Here is an 18,580-nt window from a genome sequence, read left to right as displayed (position 1 = left end):
CTCAGCTCCCCCCGCCATCCACCTCAACGGCCCGGAACACCGGCAGCTCCAACTCCTCGTCGTAGCACTGGAATTCGAGTCGTACGGGCATCCCGATCCGCACCTTGTCGTACGGCACCCCCACCACATTGCTCACGATCCGCACGCCCTCGGCCAGTTCGACCAGCCCGACCGCATAGGGCGGTTCGAAGGCCGGGAAGGGCGGGTGATGCATGACCACGTACGAGTAGACGGTGCCCTCGCCGCTCGACTCGACCGTGTCCCACTCCGGGCAGCCGCACGCGTGGCACCCCGGCAGCCAGGGAAACCGGAGCGTCCCGCACCCGCCGCACCGCTGGATGAGCAGCCGGTGCTGCCCTACTCCCTCCCAGAACCCGGCGTTGTCCCGGTTGACGACGGGGCGCGGCCGCCGGGCCGTGGGGGGCTTCCTCCGTGCCGGCGCGTACTTGAGGATCCGGAAGCGATGCGTCCCGGCCGGCTCTCCTCCCGCGCGCACATCCATCCGCGTCGTGACGAAGTGCCCTGTGCCCAGCTTCGTCGTCTTGCGCTCGGAGACCGACTCGATCACCGCGTCGAAGGTGATCTCGTCCCCCGGGCGCAGCGGACGCAGATACTCCTGCTCGCAGTCGGTGGCGACCACCGAGGCGTACCCGGCGTCGTCGAGCAGCCCGAGCAACTCGTCGTAGGCGTCCGAGCGGCCCGCGTGGCCGGAGAGCCCGCCCATGGTCCACACCTGGAGCATGGTGGGCGGCGCTATGGCGTCGGGCCCCGCATACGCCGGATTGCTGTCGCCCATCGCCTCGCACCAGTGCCGGATCATCGGCTCGTTGACCGGGTCCTTGCCCACGCCCGCGACGGCGGCGGGCCGCCCCTCGTACGCCTTCAGCCGCACCGCCAGGTCGTCGCCCACGGCCGCGCCGTCGCCCGCCACCGCGCCCCCACTCGCCGCCGCACCCCCATTCGGCCTCGCGTCCCCGCTCACCGCCGCGTCCCGGTTCGTCTCCGCGTCCCCGCTCACCGCCGCACCCGCACTCACCTCCGCACGGTCACTCACCGCCGCCCCCTCTTCATCCCGAGCCGCATCGTCGCCACGATCTCCCGCTGCACCTCGCTCACCCCGCCCCCGAACGTGTTGATCTGCGCCGCCCTGTTCATCCGCTCCAGCTCGCCGTCCCCGAACACTCCCGGTGAACCGGAGCGGACCAGTGCGTCCGCTCCCACAATGTGCTGACACATTCGGTACACCGCGACCGCGGATTCGGTTCCCGCGACTTTCACTCCGCTCGCGTCGCCCGGGGCCAGCCGACCGGCCCCCACATCCCCCACCAAACGCCAGTTGAGCAGGCGTGATGCCGCCAATCGGGCATGCACTTCGGCCAGCTGGAATCGCACCCACGGCTCGTCAATCCGGCGTCGACCCGTCACTGGATCGGGTGTACGCGCCGCCTCCAGCGCGGCCGCGTAGAAGTCCTGGGCCTGCATCCCGATCGCGGCGAGCGCGACCCGTTCGTGATTGAGCTGGTTGGTGATGAGTCCCCAGCCGCCGTTCTTCTCGCCGACGAGGTTCCCGGCCGGGACGCGGGTCCCGTCGTAATAGGTGGCCGTGGTCGTCTGCCCGCCCACCGTCTCGATCGGCGTCCACGAGAAGCCCGGCGCGTCCGTGGGCACGAGGAGGATCGAGATGCCCTGGTGCTTCGGCGCGTCCGGGTCGGTACGGCAGGCGAGCCAGATCCAGTCGGCGTTCTGCGCGTTGGAGGTGAAGATCTTCTGCCCGTCGATGAGCCAATCGCCCTCGCCGCCATAGCCCGCGCCCTCACCACCGTCGCCGCCGTAGCCCGCGCCCTCCCGGCCGTAGCCATCGCCGCCGTCGCCGTCGCCGTCGCCATCGCCCGCGCCCTCGCCGCCGTAGCCCGCGCCCTCGCGGCGACAGCCATCGCCGCCGTCGCCATCGGCGTCGCCACCCCCGCCGCGCTCACCATCGCCCTTTCCGCCGCCTTTCCCTCCGCCCTCGCCCTCGCCCTCGCCCTCCCGCAGGGCGCGTGCCCGCACAGCGCCCGTCCGGGCGCCCGCCCGTGCACCCGTCCGTACGGCGCGCGTCCGCAGCGAGGCGAGGTCCGTACCGGCGGAGGGCTCCGAGTACCCGATGGCGAAGACGAGATCCCCGCTGAGGATGCGCGGCAGGAAGAAGTCCTTCTGCTCCTCGCTCCCGTACTTCATGAGCGTCGGCCCGACGGTGTTCAGGGTGACCATGGACACCGGCGCGCCGGCCCGGTAGGCCTCGTCGAAGAACACGAACTGCTCGTCCGCGCCGCGCCCCTGGCCCCCGTACGCCACGGGCCAGCCGAGACCGAGCAGTCCGTCCGCGCCGATACGGCGCAACACGGCGCGCTGCCCTGCCGGGTCGTCGGCGGGCGGCGGTCCGTCGGGCATCAGGCTCCGGAAGTACGTACGGAGCTCGGCGCGCAGCCGCTGCTGGCGCTCGGTGGGGGCGAGGTGCACGGTGCCGGCCTCCCGGACCTCGTACGAGCAAGGGTTTCTGACTGTCCGTCAGATACCCTTGGCTGTCAAGGTCGTGGAAGCCGCCCCCTCGGACCGCCGGAGACGAACTCCGACGGGCTCCTACGAGTCCGCCCCGTCCCCCGAACACGTCTGCGCGGCGGCACCGAAGTACCGCCGCGCAGACGCGTTACGACCCCACAGAACACAACCCCGCACGGGAGCTTCCAGGCCGATGTGAGCGCATCGGCCCCCGGCTCACCAGAGGTTGGTGAAGTTGACGACGGCGTTGGACTGGTCGATGGCCGTGAACGCGGAACCGTTCACCTGGGCCGTGTTGCTCTGGTTCGAGGCGCCGGAGCCGACGGCCTGCTGCTGAGTGGTGGAGGAGTTGCCGTAGTTGTCGTGGCCGACCCCGCTCTTGCTGATGGTCGCCACTCCCGCGTTCGATCCGTCGTCCGCGAAGGCGCCGTTGTCTGCTGTCGCGACACCCGTGAAGAGGGCGGCCGCGAGGGGCAGGGCGGCGACGGCGGCGAGGACGCGGGCGGTACGGATGCTTGCCATGTGAATTCCTCCAGAACCGGTTGTACGCACCGGCGTGAACCGGGATGTACGTGAAATACGGCTTGTTCCAAGGCAGTTGGCCGACCGCCTCGTTGTTGTGCACGACGTCGCGACTCCAGAGTTGCCCACCGAATCCCCGGCGAACCACCCCGGAAGCCGTGATTCGCCCTCAAGCGTGAGGACATGTCGATAAACCCCTTTCGCGACCACTTCGCCCCCACAAACCCCTGCTCAGCTCCCGGCGGGCGGCTCAACCCAGGCGCCGCAAGGGCTGAAGCGTTCCGGCACGTTTTCGGCCAATCCCACCCGGCGACCACCCCGCGCTCGCGCGTGTCCGGTGAGCCCTTCCCTTTTTCGAACACTCGTACGAACATGGATGCATGGCCACCATCGACCGGCAGGCCACGACCCTGGCCCTGGCCCACGCCCTGTCCGCAGCCGAGCGCGGACTGGCGGTGATCCCGCTGTCCCGAACGAAGCTCCCGGCCTTGCGCTCCCCCCATCGCGACGACCCCGATCCCTCCCCCTGTCACGGCGAATGCGGCCGCTTCGGACACGGCGTGTACGACGCCTCGACCGACCCCCGGCGCATCCGCGAACTCTTCGCCGCCGCCCCCTGGGCCACCGGCTACGGCATCGCCTGCGGCCTCGACCCGCACCGCCTCATCGGCATCGACCTCGACACCAAATCCGACACCGACTCCTCGGCCGCCCTCCGCGAACTGGCCCTGCGCCACCTCTTCACGATCCCGGAGACGGTGGTCGTCCTGACCCCCAGCGGCGGCCGCCACCTCTGGCTGAGCGGACCGCCGGACGTGGTCGTCCCCAATTCGGCGGGCCGCCTGGCCCCCGGCATCGACATCCGTGGCGCCGGCGGCTACCTCGTCGGCCCCGGCTCACGCACCGAGCACGGCGTGTACGGCACGGCTCCGGGCACCGCCCAGCTCGCGCCCGCGCCCTGCCCGCGCGAACTGCTGCGCCTGCTCACGCCTCCGCCCCGTACGCACCACCCCGCGCCCTCCGCGACCGGCCGGCACGGGCAGGGCCTGGTCCAGTTCGTGCTCGCCGCCCATGAGGGCCAGCGCAACACCCGCCTCTTCTGGGCCGCCTGCCGCGCCTACGAGAACGGCATCGGCCCCGAACTGACCGACCCCCTCGTGGAGGCCGCCGTCCGCACGGGCCTCACCGAACGCGAGGCCCGCTCGACGATCGCGTCGGCGGCCCGGATGACGGCCCCGTCACCGCACCGGCACGGGTGAAAGGCTCCGACGCCTCGGGTCCGCGGACGACCGCCCTACGGCAGAGGCCGGCGCGGCTCAGTGCCACGCCGGCCTCGCCGGAACCGTACGACCGCCTATGGGGTCAGCCTGCGAAGCGGTGGCCGAAGTTGCCGCCGCCGCTCGGGCCGCCGAGGGTGCCCAAGTGGAAGCTGGTGGCGCCGGTGCCGGTGACTCCGGCAGCGCCGGTCCCGAGCTTCCAGACCCGGCCCTTGTAGTGGTCTTCGCCATTGCCGCCGACGTAGACCTCGGGACCGCCGCTCCTGTCGGCGTCGAGCACGGCCACCGCCACACCGAAGTGGTCCTCGTTCTCCGAGGTGCTGGGTATGCCCTTGGCGTTCTGGGTGAACGACAAGGCGCCCTTGGTGGTGAGCCCGGACGCGCTGCCGCGCAGCACCGTGATCGCACCCGCGTGGATGGTGTGCCCCGTGGCGGAACCCGTCTCGTGGGACACGCCGATGACCACGTCCGGGTAGCCGTCCCGGTCGGTGTCGCCGATGGCGACCGCCGAGCCGAACTTGTCGCCCGCCTCGTCCGCGCCCGGGACGCCACTGCCGGCCTGGGAGTAGAAGCCGGGCTCCACGGTGCGGCTGACGCCGTCCGGACCGCCGTACGCCACGTAGATCCTGCTCTGGCCGGGATAGCCGGTGACCAGGTCCTGGTAGCCGTCCTTGTTCAGGTCTCCGAAGGCCGCGGGATATTCGTTGACGCTGAAGTCGAGGTAGGCGTACGGACCTTCGTACGCGCTGCCGGGGACCAGGCCGGCGGCGGAACCCTTGAGCACCACGCCTCTCCTGGCGCCGCTCCCGGACGGGACGTCTCCGCTCACCACGACGTCCGCCGTTCCGTCCCCCGTCATGTCACCCACATAGAGGGTGGAGGTGTTGACGCCGTCCAGGTTCGGAGTGTCGCGGTGCCACACACCGGCCGGCTTGCCCGTGGTCCGGTCGAGCGGGCCGAGCAGCACGGAGACGCCGTACGAACGGCCGTCGTGGCCGCGGCTGACGAAGTCGTCGATCCCGTCGCCGTTGACGTCGCCCACACCGATGCCGCCGCCGAGCAGCTTCGGGTCGGTGGCGGTGTAGTTGCCGGTCGGCAGGGTGGTGGCCGCGCCGGTGATCCCCTGTGAGCCGCCCCAGAGGATCATGTTCTTCTCGAGCCAGTGGACCACGAGGTCGTCGTACCCGTCACCGTCCAGGTCGCCGTACTCGCCGGCCTCTCGGAACTTGCCGTTCCGCTCGGGATCGCCGGGGACGCCTTCCGTGGCCTTGCTGATGATCGATGCGGTGTCGTATCTCAGGCCCGTGGCGGAGCCGTAGGCGATGGTGACCACACCGGCTCCCTGGACATCGCCCACCGTCGCGGTGTGGGCCCCGATGGCGAGGTCCGCGTAGCCGTCGCCATTGAAGTCGGCGGTCCTGGCCGTCGCCGGCTGCGGCGCGGCGACCGCGGCCGGGGCCGGAGCCAGGCCGGTGACGCCCAGAATGGTGGCCGCACAGACGGCAGCCGTGATCAGCGCTTTCTCGCGCATGGAGAACCCCCCCGGGTTCACAGGCGGCCCCAGGGCCGCGTGAAGATCATGTTCCCCTGGAGGATACGGGCCAGCAGTGACAGAAGGGGTTCACCCTCGGGCGAAACGGCCGCGGGGTCCACACCCCCGGGGCGAAACAGCCGCGGAGTCCATCCCCCCGGGGGGCGAAACGGCTGCGCCCCGCCACCACCCGACGAAAGAGCCGCGCCCCACACCGCCACCTGAGAAACGCCGAGAGCCCCCGACCGGTCTCGCCGGACGGAGGCTCTCAGTCACGACGCGTCAGGTCGCCCTTCAGGCACCCGCGTTCATCACATGCGCCTGGCGCTCCTGCGCGCCAGGAATTCGGCGGCGGCCCCGGCCAGCAGAGCAAGGCTCAAGCCCAAGACCCCTGCGTTGATGACCGAGGGACCTTGAGACCAGGCCCAAGCGCAGCCGACCGCGAAGGCCACGGCTACGGCGATACGCCCGGGAGTTCCGCTGACCGCAAGCAGTGGAGTCCGCCCAGCGCCGCGCCGACGGTACTTGAGTACGACGATCACCGCGGCGACCAGCACCAGGATTCCCCCAGTGTTTTGGTCTGAGCCGACCTCGTCGGCCGGGGGATCTTCACACAGTTGATCTGGGGGCCACAAGATCAACATTTCTTGGCTGCCGCGCTCGCGTCGGCGGCATACATGACTCATTACCTGCATATGACCCACCCATGGTGAACCTCGGATGATTTGCCCTACTTTGACGAGCGCCCTCGCACAGAACCAACGAGCTTGTGAAGTCGGCCACTTGACCGAAATCATGCGCACGGAGTCGGTGAGTGCACGGCCGGCCGCGCCCCGGCCGCTTCGGGGAGACCGTTTGTGTGCGGACCTGCTCTTCCCAGGTGATCGCTCCGGTCGGCATTCCCATGGGAGTAGCACGGTCGGTGGTGGTGCAGGTGGTTGCCGGGCAGCGGGGCTGTGATCACTCGCCCCATGGCAGCTCCCGCCCTGAGCCGCTCCGCCGACCGCGCTGTAATCTCAGCGCCCCGGATCACCCGCTTCGAAACGCGAGTCTGCCGTGTCCATGCGTAGGACCTTCACCGACCTGTTCAAGCGCACCACGAAGACTGCTGAGGGTGCGTCATTCGCAGTGGAGCAGCTCTGCCAGTGCTCTCCCGCGTGGCCTGGTCTGGAGACGACGGCGAACGGCTACATGCTCCCCGCCGAGGCATCCAGCCACTACAGCGTTCTGACCAACCCCGACATAGGTCCGTTTGTCGCACGCTGCACCGGCTGTCAGGCCCGGTACCCCCATCCGTGGGTGATCCCGCAAGGCGCCCCCATGCCCTTCGACTGGGCCCAGGAGTGAGAAGCGACGCATGCCCCTCGCGTGCCCGATCGCCCGGGACCTCACGGGGAATCGCAGTGCTCCGCGATACTCGGACATGAACAAGCCCCCGACCTCAATCCCAGGTCAGGGGCCGTTCATCTGCGGTGGGTGTGGGATTTGAACCCACGGTGACTGGCGCCACGACGGTTTTCAAGACCGACCACCTTTCAGCGCCAACTATGCCTCTGACCTGGTCGTTCTTCGTTGCCGTGCGTCTCGCGAGCGGCACCTTGGCCAGAGGATGGCCAATGACATCGCCGCATGCCCTGCCCTCCTGCTGCGCAGCGCCACGTTTCAGGCCCTGTCCAGGCGGGAGTGCGCTATCCGCAGACCATCCAAGTCTGGCCTGAATGGACGAAACGGTCATGTCGGTTCATGAATGCACACCTCGGGACAGTAGATTTCCCGGCAGTTCAAATCCATGTGCTGCTACGGAAAAGAGAATGCCAAATGAGGAAGACCGGTCGGATTATCGGGATGCTGACCGCAGCCATGGCCATGAGCACCTTTGGCGCAGGACAAGCCCAGGCCCAGGACGGCCCCCTGTTGGGGCTCTTGTCGCCACTGGTGTGCAACGTACAAAACAACGTGTCCGGCAACAACAACCAGGTCAATCAGACCGCTTCCTGCCAGCAGGCCGCGACGACACCACCTCCCGCAAGCGGCGGGGTGACCGGCGTAGAGACTGTCAGACTCCCCCCCGAGACCGTGCCCAATTTCAACCAGCGCACGGTGTTGTGTCCGGCAGGCAAGCGAGTGATCGGCGGCGGGGCCACGGCCACTTCCCAACTATTCCAGGCCAACCTGGCGGGATCCTTCCCCACTGACGACAACGACGGGTGGGTCGCCTACGGCTGGTCACCTAACAGCGATGAGGTCAGCATCTCCGTCTACGCCATCTGCGCCACCGCCTCCTGAGCGCCTAGTAGAACCTGCCTGGTGGCTTATCTCCGCTTCGGCTTCGGGCGTGATTGTGCCAGCCCTGCGGGCCGCAAGCAGTGACCTTAGGTGGTCTTCGAGCACGTTCGCGAGGGTGTCCTCCCTCACCGTCATGGCGTCACCTCCGATTCCGTGCGCCATGTTCGGCCGGGGCCCCCGAGGTCCACGCCGTATTCCACGATGTTCCCCTCGCTATCCACGAACTTTGCCGTCATCACGACGACTGGTTCGGTCGGCGGGTGTTCGGGGTCCAGCTCCAAGAGCTGTGCGTACTCCTGCGTCAGCGGGCGGGCCGAGGCCGTGTCGATGCGGTGACTGATCGGGTGACCGGTTGCTTGGGCGATGAGTCGTTCTGGCTCCGTTCCGGGGTGAGTCTCGCCGAGACGGCCCGCCGCGCAGGACAAAGCGTCGCCGTGCTCCAGCGGTACTACGCCAAGGTGTTGGACGGCGAGGAAGCCAAGATGAACGCGCTGATCGAGCAGGGGTTGGCGGACATGAGGGCGGGGCCGAGGGCTCCTGATTCTTGGCCGCAGGTTGGCCGCACGCGCTGGTCATCGGTGGGATACCGGCGGGCCAGGGTGAGACAACTCCACGCGGAAGGGGTGCCGCTCCGGAGAGTGGCACCCCTTCTGACCTGCAAGCTTCTGACCTGCGTGGCGGTGGGTGTGGGATTTGAACCCACGGTGACATCGCTGCCACGACGGTTTTCAAGACCGTTCCCTTAGGCCGCTCGGGCAACCCACCTCCGCCCCTGCCACCAGGGGCGGAGCAGATACAGCGTACCGGCCCCGGATACTTGGCGGTGGCCATGGCCCACACGGGGTCCACCGGCTGTGCTCCGCCCTCCTCAGGAACGCCGCTCCGATCAGCGTCGGATCCGCTGATCAGGTGCCGACTAGTGTCCTCGCGTCCGTCTGCGCTCCCACGAGCAGCTTGGCCCGCGCGAGATCCCTGTTCGCGATGACCCGTTGGCGATGCTCTTCGGGCAACTTCCCACCGTCCAACAGCTTCTCGCAGGATTCCAACGATTCCCGGTACTCGCCCATCCAGTACGACGACACCGCCAGCTCGTCCAGCGCCCGCCACTCGTACCAGCTGTGCTCCACGAACAGGATGTCCTTCGGTGGCGGGAGCTCCACCGCGCGCCGCGCGAACAGGTACGCGAGTGGCCAGCGCTCCCCGTTCACACGGTACAGACGCGCGAGCTCGCCGAGCGGTTCGACCCGTGTGGGCCGGTACTCGTGCGCGTCCAGGAAACGGGCCGTGACCTCGGGAATCCGGCTCTTGACCTCCAGCGCCAGTCGGGCCGCGTAGAGCCGGGCGCAGAACGCCTCCTCGGCGAAGCCGCCCATGCCCGCACGCCGGTCATACGCGGCGAGCGCCTTTCCGGGTTCACCGGCGTCGCGCCAGCTTTGGGCGAGGTAGAAGACGTAACGGGCGTTGTCCGGATCCTTGGCGAGCCCGTCCTTGAGGATCGCGGCATCGCGGAGGTACTTCTTCCGCTGACTGCCCTGGAGGCGCCCACCACCGCCCATGATGACCATGCGGGCGCCTTCGAGGGTCGCCCGGCTGAAGCTCGTGTCGCACTCCAGGTACTCGTGCAGCACTCCGACGTACCGCCAAGGCAGACGGGTCGACACCATCGTCGGGCGCCAGTGGACGACGGGGCCGTGGCGCACCTCGAAGTCGTAGCAGTCATGGGTCAGTTCCGGCACCGTGAAGCCGGGAACGGTCTCCATCACGTCGTCGGCATCGATGAACAGCAGGTAGTCCGCGCTACCCCGGGCCAGCTCGATCGCCTCGCTGCGGCTCAGGTCGAAGCCCTTCCAAGGGCTCTCGTACAGCGCCCCGGGCAGGTCGGCGAGAGTTTCACGGATGACGTCCTGAGTGCCGTCGGTCGAGCCCGTATCAAGGATCACCCATGTGTCGACAAGAGGGCGCACAGATTCGAGGCAGCGTCGGATCACATGCGCCTCGTCCTTGACGATCATATTAAGGCAGACCGTTTTCATGACTTCTTCTTTTCTGTAACGAAGAGGATCGGTGGGTGAATTTACTGAGCCATGGAACCCCGCACAAGGACCGCCACCACGGACTTAACGTCCATACAGGTGATGGCCTGACCGGATTGCCGTCCCAGCTGCCCGGACCTGTGTATAAGTGAGCAGTTCCTGCTGCAGGGCATGGGAGATTTTCATGGTAGTCACCGCGCCACTTCCCCTTCCGCGCGAAGAAATCCAGAGCGCTGAGGCGATCAAGCACAGAAGACATCGGACGGGGCTGTGGCTGTGGCCGTTCGTCCTCACATTGGGCCTGACCAGCCACGGGCTGACCGACTCCCTGCTGGGTCGCGACGAACTGGTCACCTGGGACATGGTGAACCGAAGCACCGGTCAGATCCTCGCCACTCTCCAGAACGTCGACGCCGTACACGGCACGTATTACCTGCTGATGCATCTGTGGGTGGGACTCTTCGGTGATTCCGTCATTTCCCTGCGACTCCCCACTGCATTGGCCGTGGCCGGATCGGCGTCCGTCCTGAGTCTCATCGGGTACCGGCTCTTCGGATATCGTGCCGGAATTCTCGCCGGAATTATCTTCGCGGTCGTGCCGGCGGTGAGCCGCTATGGCCAGGAAGCCCGCAGCTATGCTCTGGTGATTTTCGCCGTCGCCCTCGCGACACTTCTGTTGCTTCGGGCGCTGGATGCCCCGCGAAGCTCCCGGCGATGGGCCGCCTACTCACTCACGCTGGCCGTCGTCGGACTCCTCCACCTGATCGCACTGTCCGTCGTACTCGCCCATGCCTGCGTGCTCGCGGCCCATGCGCGAGAGAACCGCTCCCTGTGGTGGAGGTCCGGACTCGCCCTTCTGGCCGTCGCCGCCTGCGTCACCCCGGTCGCCTTGCTCGGCCGGTCCCAGGTCCGCCGCCAGCTGTACTGGGTCCCGGAGCCCGACGCCTGGGCACTTCTCTCCATCGTCCGTGACGTCTTCGCCTCCGCCCTGTGCGCCGGAGCTCTGATCGCCCTCGCCCTCATGGCCCGCTCGCCACGCAAGGCCCCCCTGTTCCTGTGCGGCACCTGGGCCCTTCTACCCCCTGTCCTCGTCTGGCTCGCCTCCCACGGCGAGGTCTCCTACTTCCGCCACGTCTATGTCCTCTTCACCCTCCCGGCCTGGGCACTTCTAGCCGGCGCCGGTCTCGCCGCCGCATCCCGCTCCCGGAAAGCCGCCGCGGCCCTCCTGGCGGCGCTGGCCGTCCTCACGCTCCCCGACCAGCGTCAAATGCGACAGCCTTTTGAGCACGACGCTCCCGTGCCCCTCGACTACGCGGCGGCGGCCGACGTGATCAAGCAGCGCCACCAGCCTGGAGACGCCGTCGTCTACGACCGCGAGAACACATGGAAGCTCGACAGCGGGGTTCAGTACTATTTGCCCCGCGACCTGAAGTTGCGCGATGTCTTCCGGGCCGAGGACCCCAGCGCGATCAACGACCTTTACGCGGTCCAGTGCGCCCTTCCGATCCTGTGCCTCAAAGGCGAGCAGCGCATCTGGCTGCTGACCCAGGGCGCCGACTTCCCCTTCGCCGCCATCAACCCAGGGCAGGCGAACGCCCTGCAGAGCCAGTACGAGTTGTCCAGTAGCCAATCGGTGACGGGGATGACCGTGAGCCTGCTCGTACGCAAGTCGAAGAGCTAGGCCCTGAGTGCGAGCCGGGCAGCGTACGGAGGAGCCGGAAACTCGGGCTTCGTCCCCGGCCCGGCGCCTGCGGCTACGGCTACGGCTACGGCTGCCACCGCGTGATCAAGGAGCCCAGCAAGGGTGAGGGGTGCCCGGCGATCGGCCGGACACCCCTTCAACGCCTTACATGCGCTGCCTACGCAGATTGCCCGTAAACCCGCGCTAGCTGTTGACGGCACCCGGGCTCGGGGAATTCTGCAGGACCCAGGAGTTCGTGCAGGAGAGGATGGGGTGGATCGGCGGCGGAGGCGGCGAGTTGGTCTCGGAGCAGGTCGTCTCGAAGACCTGGCCGCCCGTGGTCAGGACATCGATCTTGACGCTGTTGGCCGTGTTGCTGTGCTCAGTGATGGCTACGGCGCAGGCGGTGCTGGGGTAGTTGTCCAGGTCACTGAGGTCGGTCCACAGGAAGCCGGGGACGGCTCCACTGATGTCCCTGATGCCGGCGTAGGTGTTGCCGCCGGTCAGGGCAGCTCTCAGTTCGTAGTTGTTGTTGAACTGGACCGCGTCGATGTCGGAGCAGGGCCCGGCTGATCCTGTCGCCCCGGTGGCGCCCGTCGCGCCGGTGGCACCCGTGGCGCCGGTGGCTCCCGTCGCCCCTCGTGGGCCGGTCGCCCCCGTGGCGCCCTTGCACCCGTTCTTGCCGTCGCCCTTGTCGTCGCCCTTGACGTCCTGTTGGCCGTAGGCGAGAACACTGGACAACGACTTGTGCTGGCCGTTTTCTTCCTTGCAGTTGTCGCCGCCGCGGCGGCTCATCATGGCCGCGTCGTCGGTCACACCGCGTGCCGCCGCAACGGCGGGGCTGACCATGCCGGTCGCCACGACCAGCGCCAGGGAGGCCACCATTCCGGCCTTCTTGAACCGCTCTCGCGCCAGTGGCCCGAGTAGCGAAGTCGTCCTGTACTCAGGACTCATCTGCGTGCTCCTTGAGTCAACAAGTTCGGGTAATCACCCGAATCCGAGTGCGAGCTTGACTCCTCCGCAGCTGGTCGACAGGCTTATTTGAGCGAAACACGCCTATTTATGAACATATTGGACTAATCGCTACATTCGGATGGGTCATTTATCGTTCTGCGACACCCAGTTGGGCTCGATAGCGGCCGACCAGGCACAGTTACGGGCCGCCTCGCATACGGATGAACCGCCACGAGTCCGATATCTGTCATATTGATCAAGATTCTTCAGCTGGCTTGGGCACCGAACACCTCGACGGTTCGCCGAAGCTGAAGCTGAAGGCAGGACGGTACGACCGCAGCCGAGACACGGTGAACCGCAAGCGGACGGTCTTCGGCGACTGTCTCCGGTACGCGGTAGAGCGGGAGTTGCCGACAAACCTGACCCTCGACAGAGTCGACTGTCTCTTGTTCCGCCTCTGTGCCAAGGCGATTCACCGCAACCCAGCGCGGGCCGACCAGCGGAGCCGACCAGCGGAGCCGACAAGCTCTCGATGCGACCAACGAGCACGACGACAGGCAGGCGGAAAACCGGCTCGTAGGGGCACCCCTGCGGACAGGAGTGCCCGGTCACCGCCCGCCGTCGTGGCTCAGCTGTCGCCCTCGCGCTGCCCCAGGGTGACGTCCGCGGTGTGGGTCTTGCCGTCGCGCGTGTAGGTCAGCTTGACGGTGTCGCCGGGCTGGTGGGTCCAGATCTCGCCGATGAGGGTCGGGCCGCTGTCGATCACCTGGTCGTCGAGCTTGGTGATGACGTCGCCGGGCTTGAGGCCGGCCTTGTCGGCGGGGCCGCCGGAGCTGACCGCGTCAGAGCCACTCGCGCCCTGCTCGGTGATCTTCGCGCCGCCGGTGCCCTCCTCGAGGGAGACGGACGCGCCGATCACGGGGTAGACCGGCTTGCCGGTCTTGATGAGCTGCTGGGCCACGTGCTTCGCCTGGTTGATCGGGATCGCGAAGCCGAGGCCGATGGAACCGGACTGGCTGGTCCCGCCGAGGCCGCCGCTGCTCGACGACTGAATCGCCGAGTTGATGCCGATGACCGCGCCCTGCGCGTCCAGGAGAGGGCCACCGGAGTTGCCCGGGTTGATCGAGGCGTCCGTCTGCAGGGCGCTCATGTACGAGGCCTTGCTGCTGGCGCTGCCGTCGCTGGAGGCCACCGGGCGGTTCTTGGCGCTGATGATGCCCGTGGTCACCGTGTTGGACAGGCCGAAGGGCGCGCCGATCGCGATCGTGGAGTCGCCGACGGCCACCTTGTCGGAGTCGCCGAGGGCGAGCGGCTTCAGGTCCGAGGGCGCGTTCTTGAGCTTGATGACCGCGACGTCGTAACCCTGCGCGTGGCCGACCACCTCGGCGTTGTACTTCTTGCCGTCGGGGAAGGTCGCGGTGAGCTTGCCGCCGTCGACCGCGTCCGCCACGACGTGGTTGTTGGTGAGGATGTGGCCCTGGGTGTCGAAGACGAACCCGGTGCCGGTGCCGCCCGTGCCGCTGGTGCTCTCGGCCTCGATGGTGACGGTGCTCGGCAGCGCCCTGGCCGCCACGTTCGCGACCGTGCCCGAGGCGCGCTTCACGTCGCCGCTGTTGCTCGGGGCGGAGACCGTCGTGGAGTCGGTCGGACTGTCGTTGTTCTTGGCCAGCGAGTAGCCGATACCGCCGCCGACGCCGCCCGCGACCAGCGCGGCCACCAGGATCGCGGCGACCAGGCCGCCGCGCCCGTTCTTCGGCTTCGGCGCGGGCTCGTGGTACGACGAACCCCAGCCGCCCGCTCCCGAGCCGCCCCCGTCGGCGTACGACGGAGTGGCGGGCGGCGGAGGCGGCCAGCCCGCCTCCGCGGCGGAGTGCTGCGCTCCGGGCAGCCCGGAGCCGTGTCCCTGCGCCTCAGGGGCTCCTGCGCCCACCGATGCGTACGCCGGCGCCTGCCCCGGCGCGCCGGGGGCGCTCGGAGGCACCGCCGGGATCGGGGCGGTCGGTGCGCCCCCCTCGGGCGCAGCGTTCTGCGCGGGAGCAGCGGGAGTTTCCACCGGCACGGGAGGCGCGGACGGGGCCGGGGGTACCACGGTGCCCTCGTTCTCGGTGCTCACAGCTCTTCTCCTCGATCCACGGCTGTTGTTCTCGGTCGCACTCGGTTCACGCTCACTCACGCTTGTCGCCGGTCCGGCGCGATTCAGCTGTGCATGTGCTTTTGTACGCCGTTAGCTTTTCCCACCGGACGTCAGGGCACCATAAGCGGTGCCTGTGCGTCCGGGGCCATCCTTTATAACGGACCTTTCCGACTAATTATCCAAATTCATTACGTCTTAGGCCTCACGCCCGCCCCCCGACGGTGGCACCATGACGCGGTGACCCTCGCACGACAGCATCCGATTCAGGTCGTCGCCCACCGCGGAGCCTCCGAAGAGGCCCCGGAGCACACCCTGGCCGCGTACAAGAAGGCGATCGAGGACGGGGCGGACGCCCTCGAGTGCGACGTACGACTGACCGCGGACGGCCATCTCGTCTGTGTCCACGACCGCCGTGTCAACCGTACGTCCAACGGCCGCGGAGCGGTCTCGGCCCTGGAGCTCGCCGATCTCGCCGCGCTGGACTTCGGCGCCTGGAAGAACCGCGACGAGTCGCCCGACTGGGAGTACGGCCCCGGGGACCGGGAGGACACCTCCGTCCTCACCCTGGAGCGGCTGCTGGAACTCGTCGCCGACGCGGGCCGCCGCGTGGAGCTGGCGATCGAGACGAAGCATCCGACCCGTTGGGCGGGCCAGGTGGAGGAGCGAATGCTGCTTCTGCTGAAGCGTTTCGGCCTTGATGCCCCGGAGACCGCCGCCGAGTCGCCCGTACGCGTCATGAGCTTCTCGGCGCGCTCGCTGCACCGCGTCCGGGCGGCGTCCCCGACCTTGCCCACGGTCTATTTGCTGCAGTTCGTCTCACCCCGGCTGCGCGACGGCAGGCTGCCCGCGGGTGTCCGGATCGCGGGCCCCTCGATGCGGATCGTACGCAGTCACCCCGGATACATCGAACGGCTGAAACGAGCCGGACACCAGGTGCACGTCTGGACCGTGAACGAGCCCGAGGACGTCGATCTCTGCGTTGAGCTGGGCGTCGACGCCATCATCACCAACCGCCCGCGCGCGGTACTGCGCCGGCTGGGGCGCTGATTTCGCGCCACCTCTTGAGAAACCACCTTCGGAACCCCAGAATCCAGCAGGAATCCACCGGCGAATTCCAGCCATGCGATTACGGGGAGTGCACCGGCGCGTTCGCTCCGTATTCGATCGTTACGAGTGCGTCAGCAGACGTGGGTTGGCCGGTTTCCGGTCCAGTCCAAAGGGGCATCCACTCCGTGGCGTGGGGCAAAGGAGGTCTCGGGGGTGGCGTTGGTGGTGGCACAGGAGGTGCCCACGTCGTCGAGCATGGCCGTACCCCATGGCCCTGCGGGCGTGGGGAAAGCAAGACACCGGATGCGTGATCAGCTGCGTTCCGGTGGCGTGCCGGAAGCGGTCGTCGACGATGCCGTACTGATCCTTTCCGAACTGCTGAGCAACGCGTGCCGGCACGGCAGACCACTGGGCGACGCCCTGGCCGGGGACGGCGACGTCCGTGCCGCGTGGCGCGTCGATCCGTCCGGAAGGCTCACGGTCGAGGTGACGGACGGCGGTGGTCCGACCCGCCCGGTTCCGGCCACGCCCTCGGTCACCGCGCACGGCGGCCGCGGGCTGAACATCATCACGGCACTGGCCAAGGACTGGGGCGTCAGGGACAACGCGCGCGGCGAGGTCACGGTGTGGGTCGTCATCCAGGACGACGTGGACGACACGACAACGCCGCGTCGGCGCGACGACTTCGCTACGCGCGTCGCGTCACCGACCGTGTCCTCCATACCCGACCTCGACTTCGCGGACGCCTTCGACGACGTCGACTGAGACCGTTGCCGGCCGGCATCGAAACCGCTCGCCGACCTGGACCGAGACCGACCGGGCAGCATCGAAACCGCTCGCCGACTTGGACCGAGACGACCCGGGCAGAAGCCGGGCGGGACAGAAAGCCGCACGGACCGGGACCGACACAGGCGGAGCCCAGCCGGACACAAGCCGAACGGGCCGAAGCCGCACGGACTGACACCGGGCCGGGCAGAAGCCCAGCCGGACAGAAGCCGAACGGGCTGAAGCCGCACGGACTGACACCGGGCCGAAGCCCAGCCCGACATAACCCACACGGGCCGAAGCCGCACGCCGGCCCGGCCTGAAGCCGGCCCGGCCTGAAGCGGGCCCGGCCTGAAGCGGGCCCCGGCCCAAAGACCGCCCCCGGACCGAGACCGAGCGAGAAGCGGGAGCGGCTCCGAGCCGGACCGAGACCGCCCCGGATGACCGAGCGGGACCGGGACCGAGGCGTCGCCGGAGCGGAGCGCATGTTCCGGTCGGACCCAGGACGACTCGGTGCGTTGTCCACAGGGTCCCGTCACTCCTCGTACGAACGGCTAGGCTCGCGCCCGTACGAGACGAGCCGTGATCGGGAGACACCCACGATGGCCAAGAAGCGACCCCAGACGAAGGCCAAGCAGCCTCAGCTCAGCGACGGGGAGATCCCGGTTGTCGGCGCTCGCGAGCCCTGCCCCTGCGGCAGTGGCCGCCGCTACAAGGCCTGCCACGGCCGAGCGGCCGCGCACGCCGTGACCGAGCTGGTGCACCGCCCCTTCGAGGGCCTGCCGGGCGAGGGCGACTGGGTCGCGCTGCGCGAGCTGGTTCCCGCCGCGACGGTCGAGCTGAAGCTCAAGGAGAGCCTCCCCGAGGGCGTCCCCTCGGTGACGCTCGCCACCGTCCTGCCGATGGCGTGGCCCGCGCTGCGCCGCGACGACGGCACGGTCCTGCTCGGCCTGCAGAACGACACGGCGTCCGGTGACATCAGCCGCGACCTGGCCGAGACCCTCCAGCGCGCGCTCACCGCGCAGCCCGGCACACCGGTCGAGAGCCGGCGCGCCCCGGCCGGCGGACCGCGGCTGCAGGACCTGCTGGACCCCGAAGGCGCCTTCGAGCCAGTCGTGCACTCGGGCTTCGAGTTCTGGGTGCCGGACGCGGAGAACGCGACGCCGGAGGTGACCGCCTCCCTGGAGCGCGCCAACGCCGCCGCCATCCCGACCGTGAAGCTCTCCGGGGTCGACGCCGCCTACTGGTGCGAGACCCCCGACAAGAACCACCTGCGGTGGGTCATGCCGTACGCGGAGGAGCAGCTTCTGGACGCGCTGGCGCGGCTGCACGCGGCCGGTCGGTCGAGTCTCGGCGAGGGCACCCGACTGGTCGGCTCCTTCCGTGCGCACGGGCTCACGGTGCCGGTCTGGGACCTGCCGACGGGCGTCACGGCGGACGACATCGAGAAGCCGGCGGCCGAGTTCGCCGAGCGTCTCACCACCGCTCTGGCCACGGACGCACCGCTGACCGCGGACGAGCGCCGCGCGCGCGGCGGCCTCACCAACCGACAGGTGACTCTCAGCTGACCCTCAGCCGGGACACAGCCGGGGAAACTGACCGACTGATCAGCTGGTCAGGTCCTCACCAGCGGGTGACTCCTGTCACAACTCCCCGTTGTGACAGGTAAATCCGTGTCCGAATAGCCGAGATCGAATTTGCGAACCGCCGATCTCTTGTTACCGTTCGAGTAGCCCGGTTGCTGGTGCATCCCCCGTCGCCAGCAACCGGGTCTTTTCATGTGCGGAATCCCTTGTGCCGTCAACGGCCTTG

Annotated in this window: 14 protein-coding genes, 2 tRNA genes and 1 pseudogene; 7 read left to right on the top strand and 10 right to left on the bottom strand. The window is 68.6% G+C overall.

Annotated elements, in window-relative coordinates; translation table 11 throughout:
* Position 1: 1 nt before the first annotated feature.
* From ACFVXA_RS16315 to ACFVXA_RS16305, 3 genes are all read right to left on the bottom strand, one after another.
* A complete protein-coding gene (locus ACFVXA_RS16315) occupies positions 2-931 on the bottom strand; it encodes a bifunctional MaoC family dehydratase N-terminal/OB-fold nucleic acid binding domain-containing protein (RefSeq protein WP_389466046.1) in 930 nt (309 codons plus the stop codon).
* A gap of 119 nt (positions 932-1,050) precedes the next feature.
* Positions 1,051-2,499, bottom strand: a complete 1,449-nt coding sequence (locus tag ACFVXA_RS16310) for an acyl-CoA dehydrogenase family protein (protein ID WP_390025334.1) — start codon at positions 2,497-2,499, stop codon at positions 1,051-1,053.
* Between the two features lie 255 nt (positions 2,500-2,754).
* Entirely contained in the window at positions 2,755-3,060 is a 306-nt protein-coding gene (locus ACFVXA_RS16305; RefSeq protein ID WP_362031197.1) for a hypothetical protein, read from the bottom strand.
* Between the two features lie 380 nt (positions 3,061-3,440).
* Between ACFVXA_RS16305 and ACFVXA_RS16300 the strand changes: the two genes are divergently transcribed.
* Entirely contained in the window at positions 3,441-4,319 is an 879-nt protein-coding gene (locus tag ACFVXA_RS16300; protein WP_390025332.1) for a bifunctional DNA primase/polymerase, read from the top strand.
* Between the two features lie 103 nt (positions 4,320-4,422).
* On the opposite strand, the gene ACFVXA_RS16295 is transcribed toward ACFVXA_RS16300, so the two are convergent.
* Positions 4,423-5,868, bottom strand: a complete 1,446-nt coding sequence (locus tag ACFVXA_RS16295; protein WP_384021739.1) for an FG-GAP repeat domain-containing protein — start codon at positions 5,866-5,868, stop codon at positions 4,423-4,425.
* Positions 5,869-6,924: 1,056 nt separating this feature from the next.
* Between ACFVXA_RS16295 and ACFVXA_RS16290 the strand changes: the two genes are divergently transcribed.
* Entirely contained in the window at positions 6,925-7,215 is a 291-nt protein-coding gene (locus tag ACFVXA_RS16290; RefSeq protein WP_389512649.1) for a hypothetical protein, read from the top strand.
* 126 nt (positions 7,216-7,341) lie between these two features.
* Here ACFVXA_RS16290 and ACFVXA_RS16285 read toward each other — a convergent pair.
* Positions 7,342-7,419, bottom strand: a tRNA-Ser gene (locus ACFVXA_RS16285).
* A gap of 267 nt (positions 7,420-7,686) precedes the next feature.
* Here ACFVXA_RS16285 and ACFVXA_RS16280 point away from each other — a divergent pair.
* On the top strand, positions 7,687-8,154 hold the full coding sequence (locus ACFVXA_RS16280; RefSeq protein WP_390025330.1) for a hypothetical protein: 468 nt from the start codon (positions 7,687-7,689) through the stop codon (positions 8,152-8,154).
* Between the two features lie 131 nt (positions 8,155-8,285).
* On the opposite strand, the pseudogene ACFVXA_RS16275 reads toward ACFVXA_RS16280, so the two are convergent.
* The 3 genes and pseudogenes from ACFVXA_RS16275 to ACFVXA_RS16265 all read right to left on the bottom strand — a co-directional run.
* Positions 8,286-8,525, bottom strand: a pseudogene (locus tag ACFVXA_RS16275) (UTRA domain-containing protein); the annotation flags it as partial.
* Between the two features lie 304 nt (positions 8,526-8,829).
* Positions 8,830-8,919 (bottom strand) — tRNA-Ser (locus ACFVXA_RS16270).
* 140 nt (positions 8,920-9,059) lie between these two features.
* Positions 9,060-10,187, bottom strand: coding sequence for a glycosyltransferase (locus ACFVXA_RS16265; RefSeq protein ID WP_389465987.1), 1,128 nt, complete (start codon positions 10,185-10,187; stop codon positions 9,060-9,062).
* A gap of 184 nt (positions 10,188-10,371) precedes the next feature.
* On the opposite strand from ACFVXA_RS16265, the gene ACFVXA_RS16260 reads away from it, so the two are divergent.
* The gene (locus ACFVXA_RS16260) at positions 10,372-11,868 is read left to right on the top strand and encodes a glycosyltransferase family 39 protein (protein ID WP_390025328.1); all 1,497 of its coding nucleotides are present in this window, start codon (positions 10,372-10,374) and stop codon (positions 11,866-11,868) included.
* 204 nt (positions 11,869-12,072) lie between these two features.
* Here the strand turns inward: ACFVXA_RS16260 and ACFVXA_RS16255 are convergent, their stop codons facing one another.
* Both ACFVXA_RS16255 and ACFVXA_RS16250 read right to left on the bottom strand, forming a co-directional pair.
* Positions 12,073-12,822 carry a hypothetical protein gene (locus ACFVXA_RS16255; protein ID WP_389512644.1) on the bottom strand — a complete coding sequence of 250 codons (750 nt, stop codon included), beginning with the start codon at positions 12,820-12,822 and terminating at the stop codon, positions 12,073-12,075.
* Between the two features lie 628 nt (positions 12,823-13,450).
* Entirely contained in the window at positions 13,451-14,935 is a 1,485-nt protein-coding gene (locus tag ACFVXA_RS16250) for a S1C family serine protease (protein WP_383737993.1), read from the bottom strand.
* 258 nt (positions 14,936-15,193) lie between these two features.
* On the opposite strand from ACFVXA_RS16250, the gene ACFVXA_RS16245 reads away from it, so the two are divergent.
* From ACFVXA_RS16245 to ACFVXA_RS16235, 3 genes are all read left to right on the top strand, one after another.
* On the top strand, positions 15,194-16,003 hold the full coding sequence (locus ACFVXA_RS16245) for a glycerophosphodiester phosphodiesterase (RefSeq protein WP_362023352.1): 810 nt from the start codon (positions 15,194-15,196) through the stop codon (positions 16,001-16,003).
* Positions 16,004-16,129: 126 nt separating this feature from the next.
* Entirely contained in the window at positions 16,130-16,768 is a 639-nt protein-coding gene (locus ACFVXA_RS16240; RefSeq protein WP_362023355.1) for an ATP-binding protein, read from the top strand.
* 602 nt (positions 16,769-17,370) lie between these two features.
* Positions 17,371-18,336: a DUF5926 family protein gene (locus ACFVXA_RS16235; protein WP_390025326.1), complete on the top strand. Its 966-nt coding sequence runs from the start codon at positions 17,371-17,373 to the stop codon at positions 18,334-18,336.
* Positions 18,337-18,580 lie beyond the last annotated feature (244 nt).

Origin of the sequence: Streptomyces sp. NPDC058246 (assembly GCF_042881985.1) — a bacterium.
Lineage (GTDB): Bacteria > Actinomycetota > Actinomycetes > Streptomycetales > Streptomycetaceae > Streptomyces.
This window is presented reverse-complemented; position numbering and strand designations above follow the sequence as displayed.

Excerpts from the sequence above, each read along its gene's own strand:
- ACFVXA_RS16305 (WP_362031197.1), bottom strand. The coding sequence starts at position 3,060 with ATGGCAAGCATCCGTACCGCCCGCGTCCTCGCCGCCGTCGCCGCCCTG.
- ACFVXA_RS16265 (WP_389465987.1), bottom strand. The coding sequence starts at position 10,187 with ATGAAAACGGTCTGCCTTAATATGATCGTCAAGGACGAGGCGCATGTG.
- ACFVXA_RS16235 (WP_390025326.1), top strand. The coding sequence starts at position 17,371 with ATGGCCAAGAAGCGACCCCAGACGAAGGCCAAGCAGCCTCAGCTCAGC.
- ACFVXA_RS16300 (WP_390025332.1), top strand. The coding sequence starts at position 3,441 with ATGGCCACCATCGACCGGCAGGCCACGACCCTGGCCCTGGCCCACGCC.
- ACFVXA_RS16260 (WP_390025328.1), top strand. The coding sequence starts at position 10,372 with ATGGTAGTCACCGCGCCACTTCCCCTTCCGCGCGAAGAAATCCAGAGC.
- ACFVXA_RS16255 (WP_389512644.1), bottom strand. The coding sequence starts at position 12,822 with ATGAGTCCTGAGTACAGGACGACTTCGCTACTCGGGCCACTGGCGCGA.
- ACFVXA_RS16295 (WP_384021739.1), bottom strand. The coding sequence starts at position 5,868 with ATGCGCGAGAAAGCGCTGATCACGGCTGCCGTCTGTGCGGCCACCATT.
- ACFVXA_RS16280 (WP_390025330.1), top strand. The coding sequence starts at position 7,687 with ATGAGGAAGACCGGTCGGATTATCGGGATGCTGACCGCAGCCATGGCC.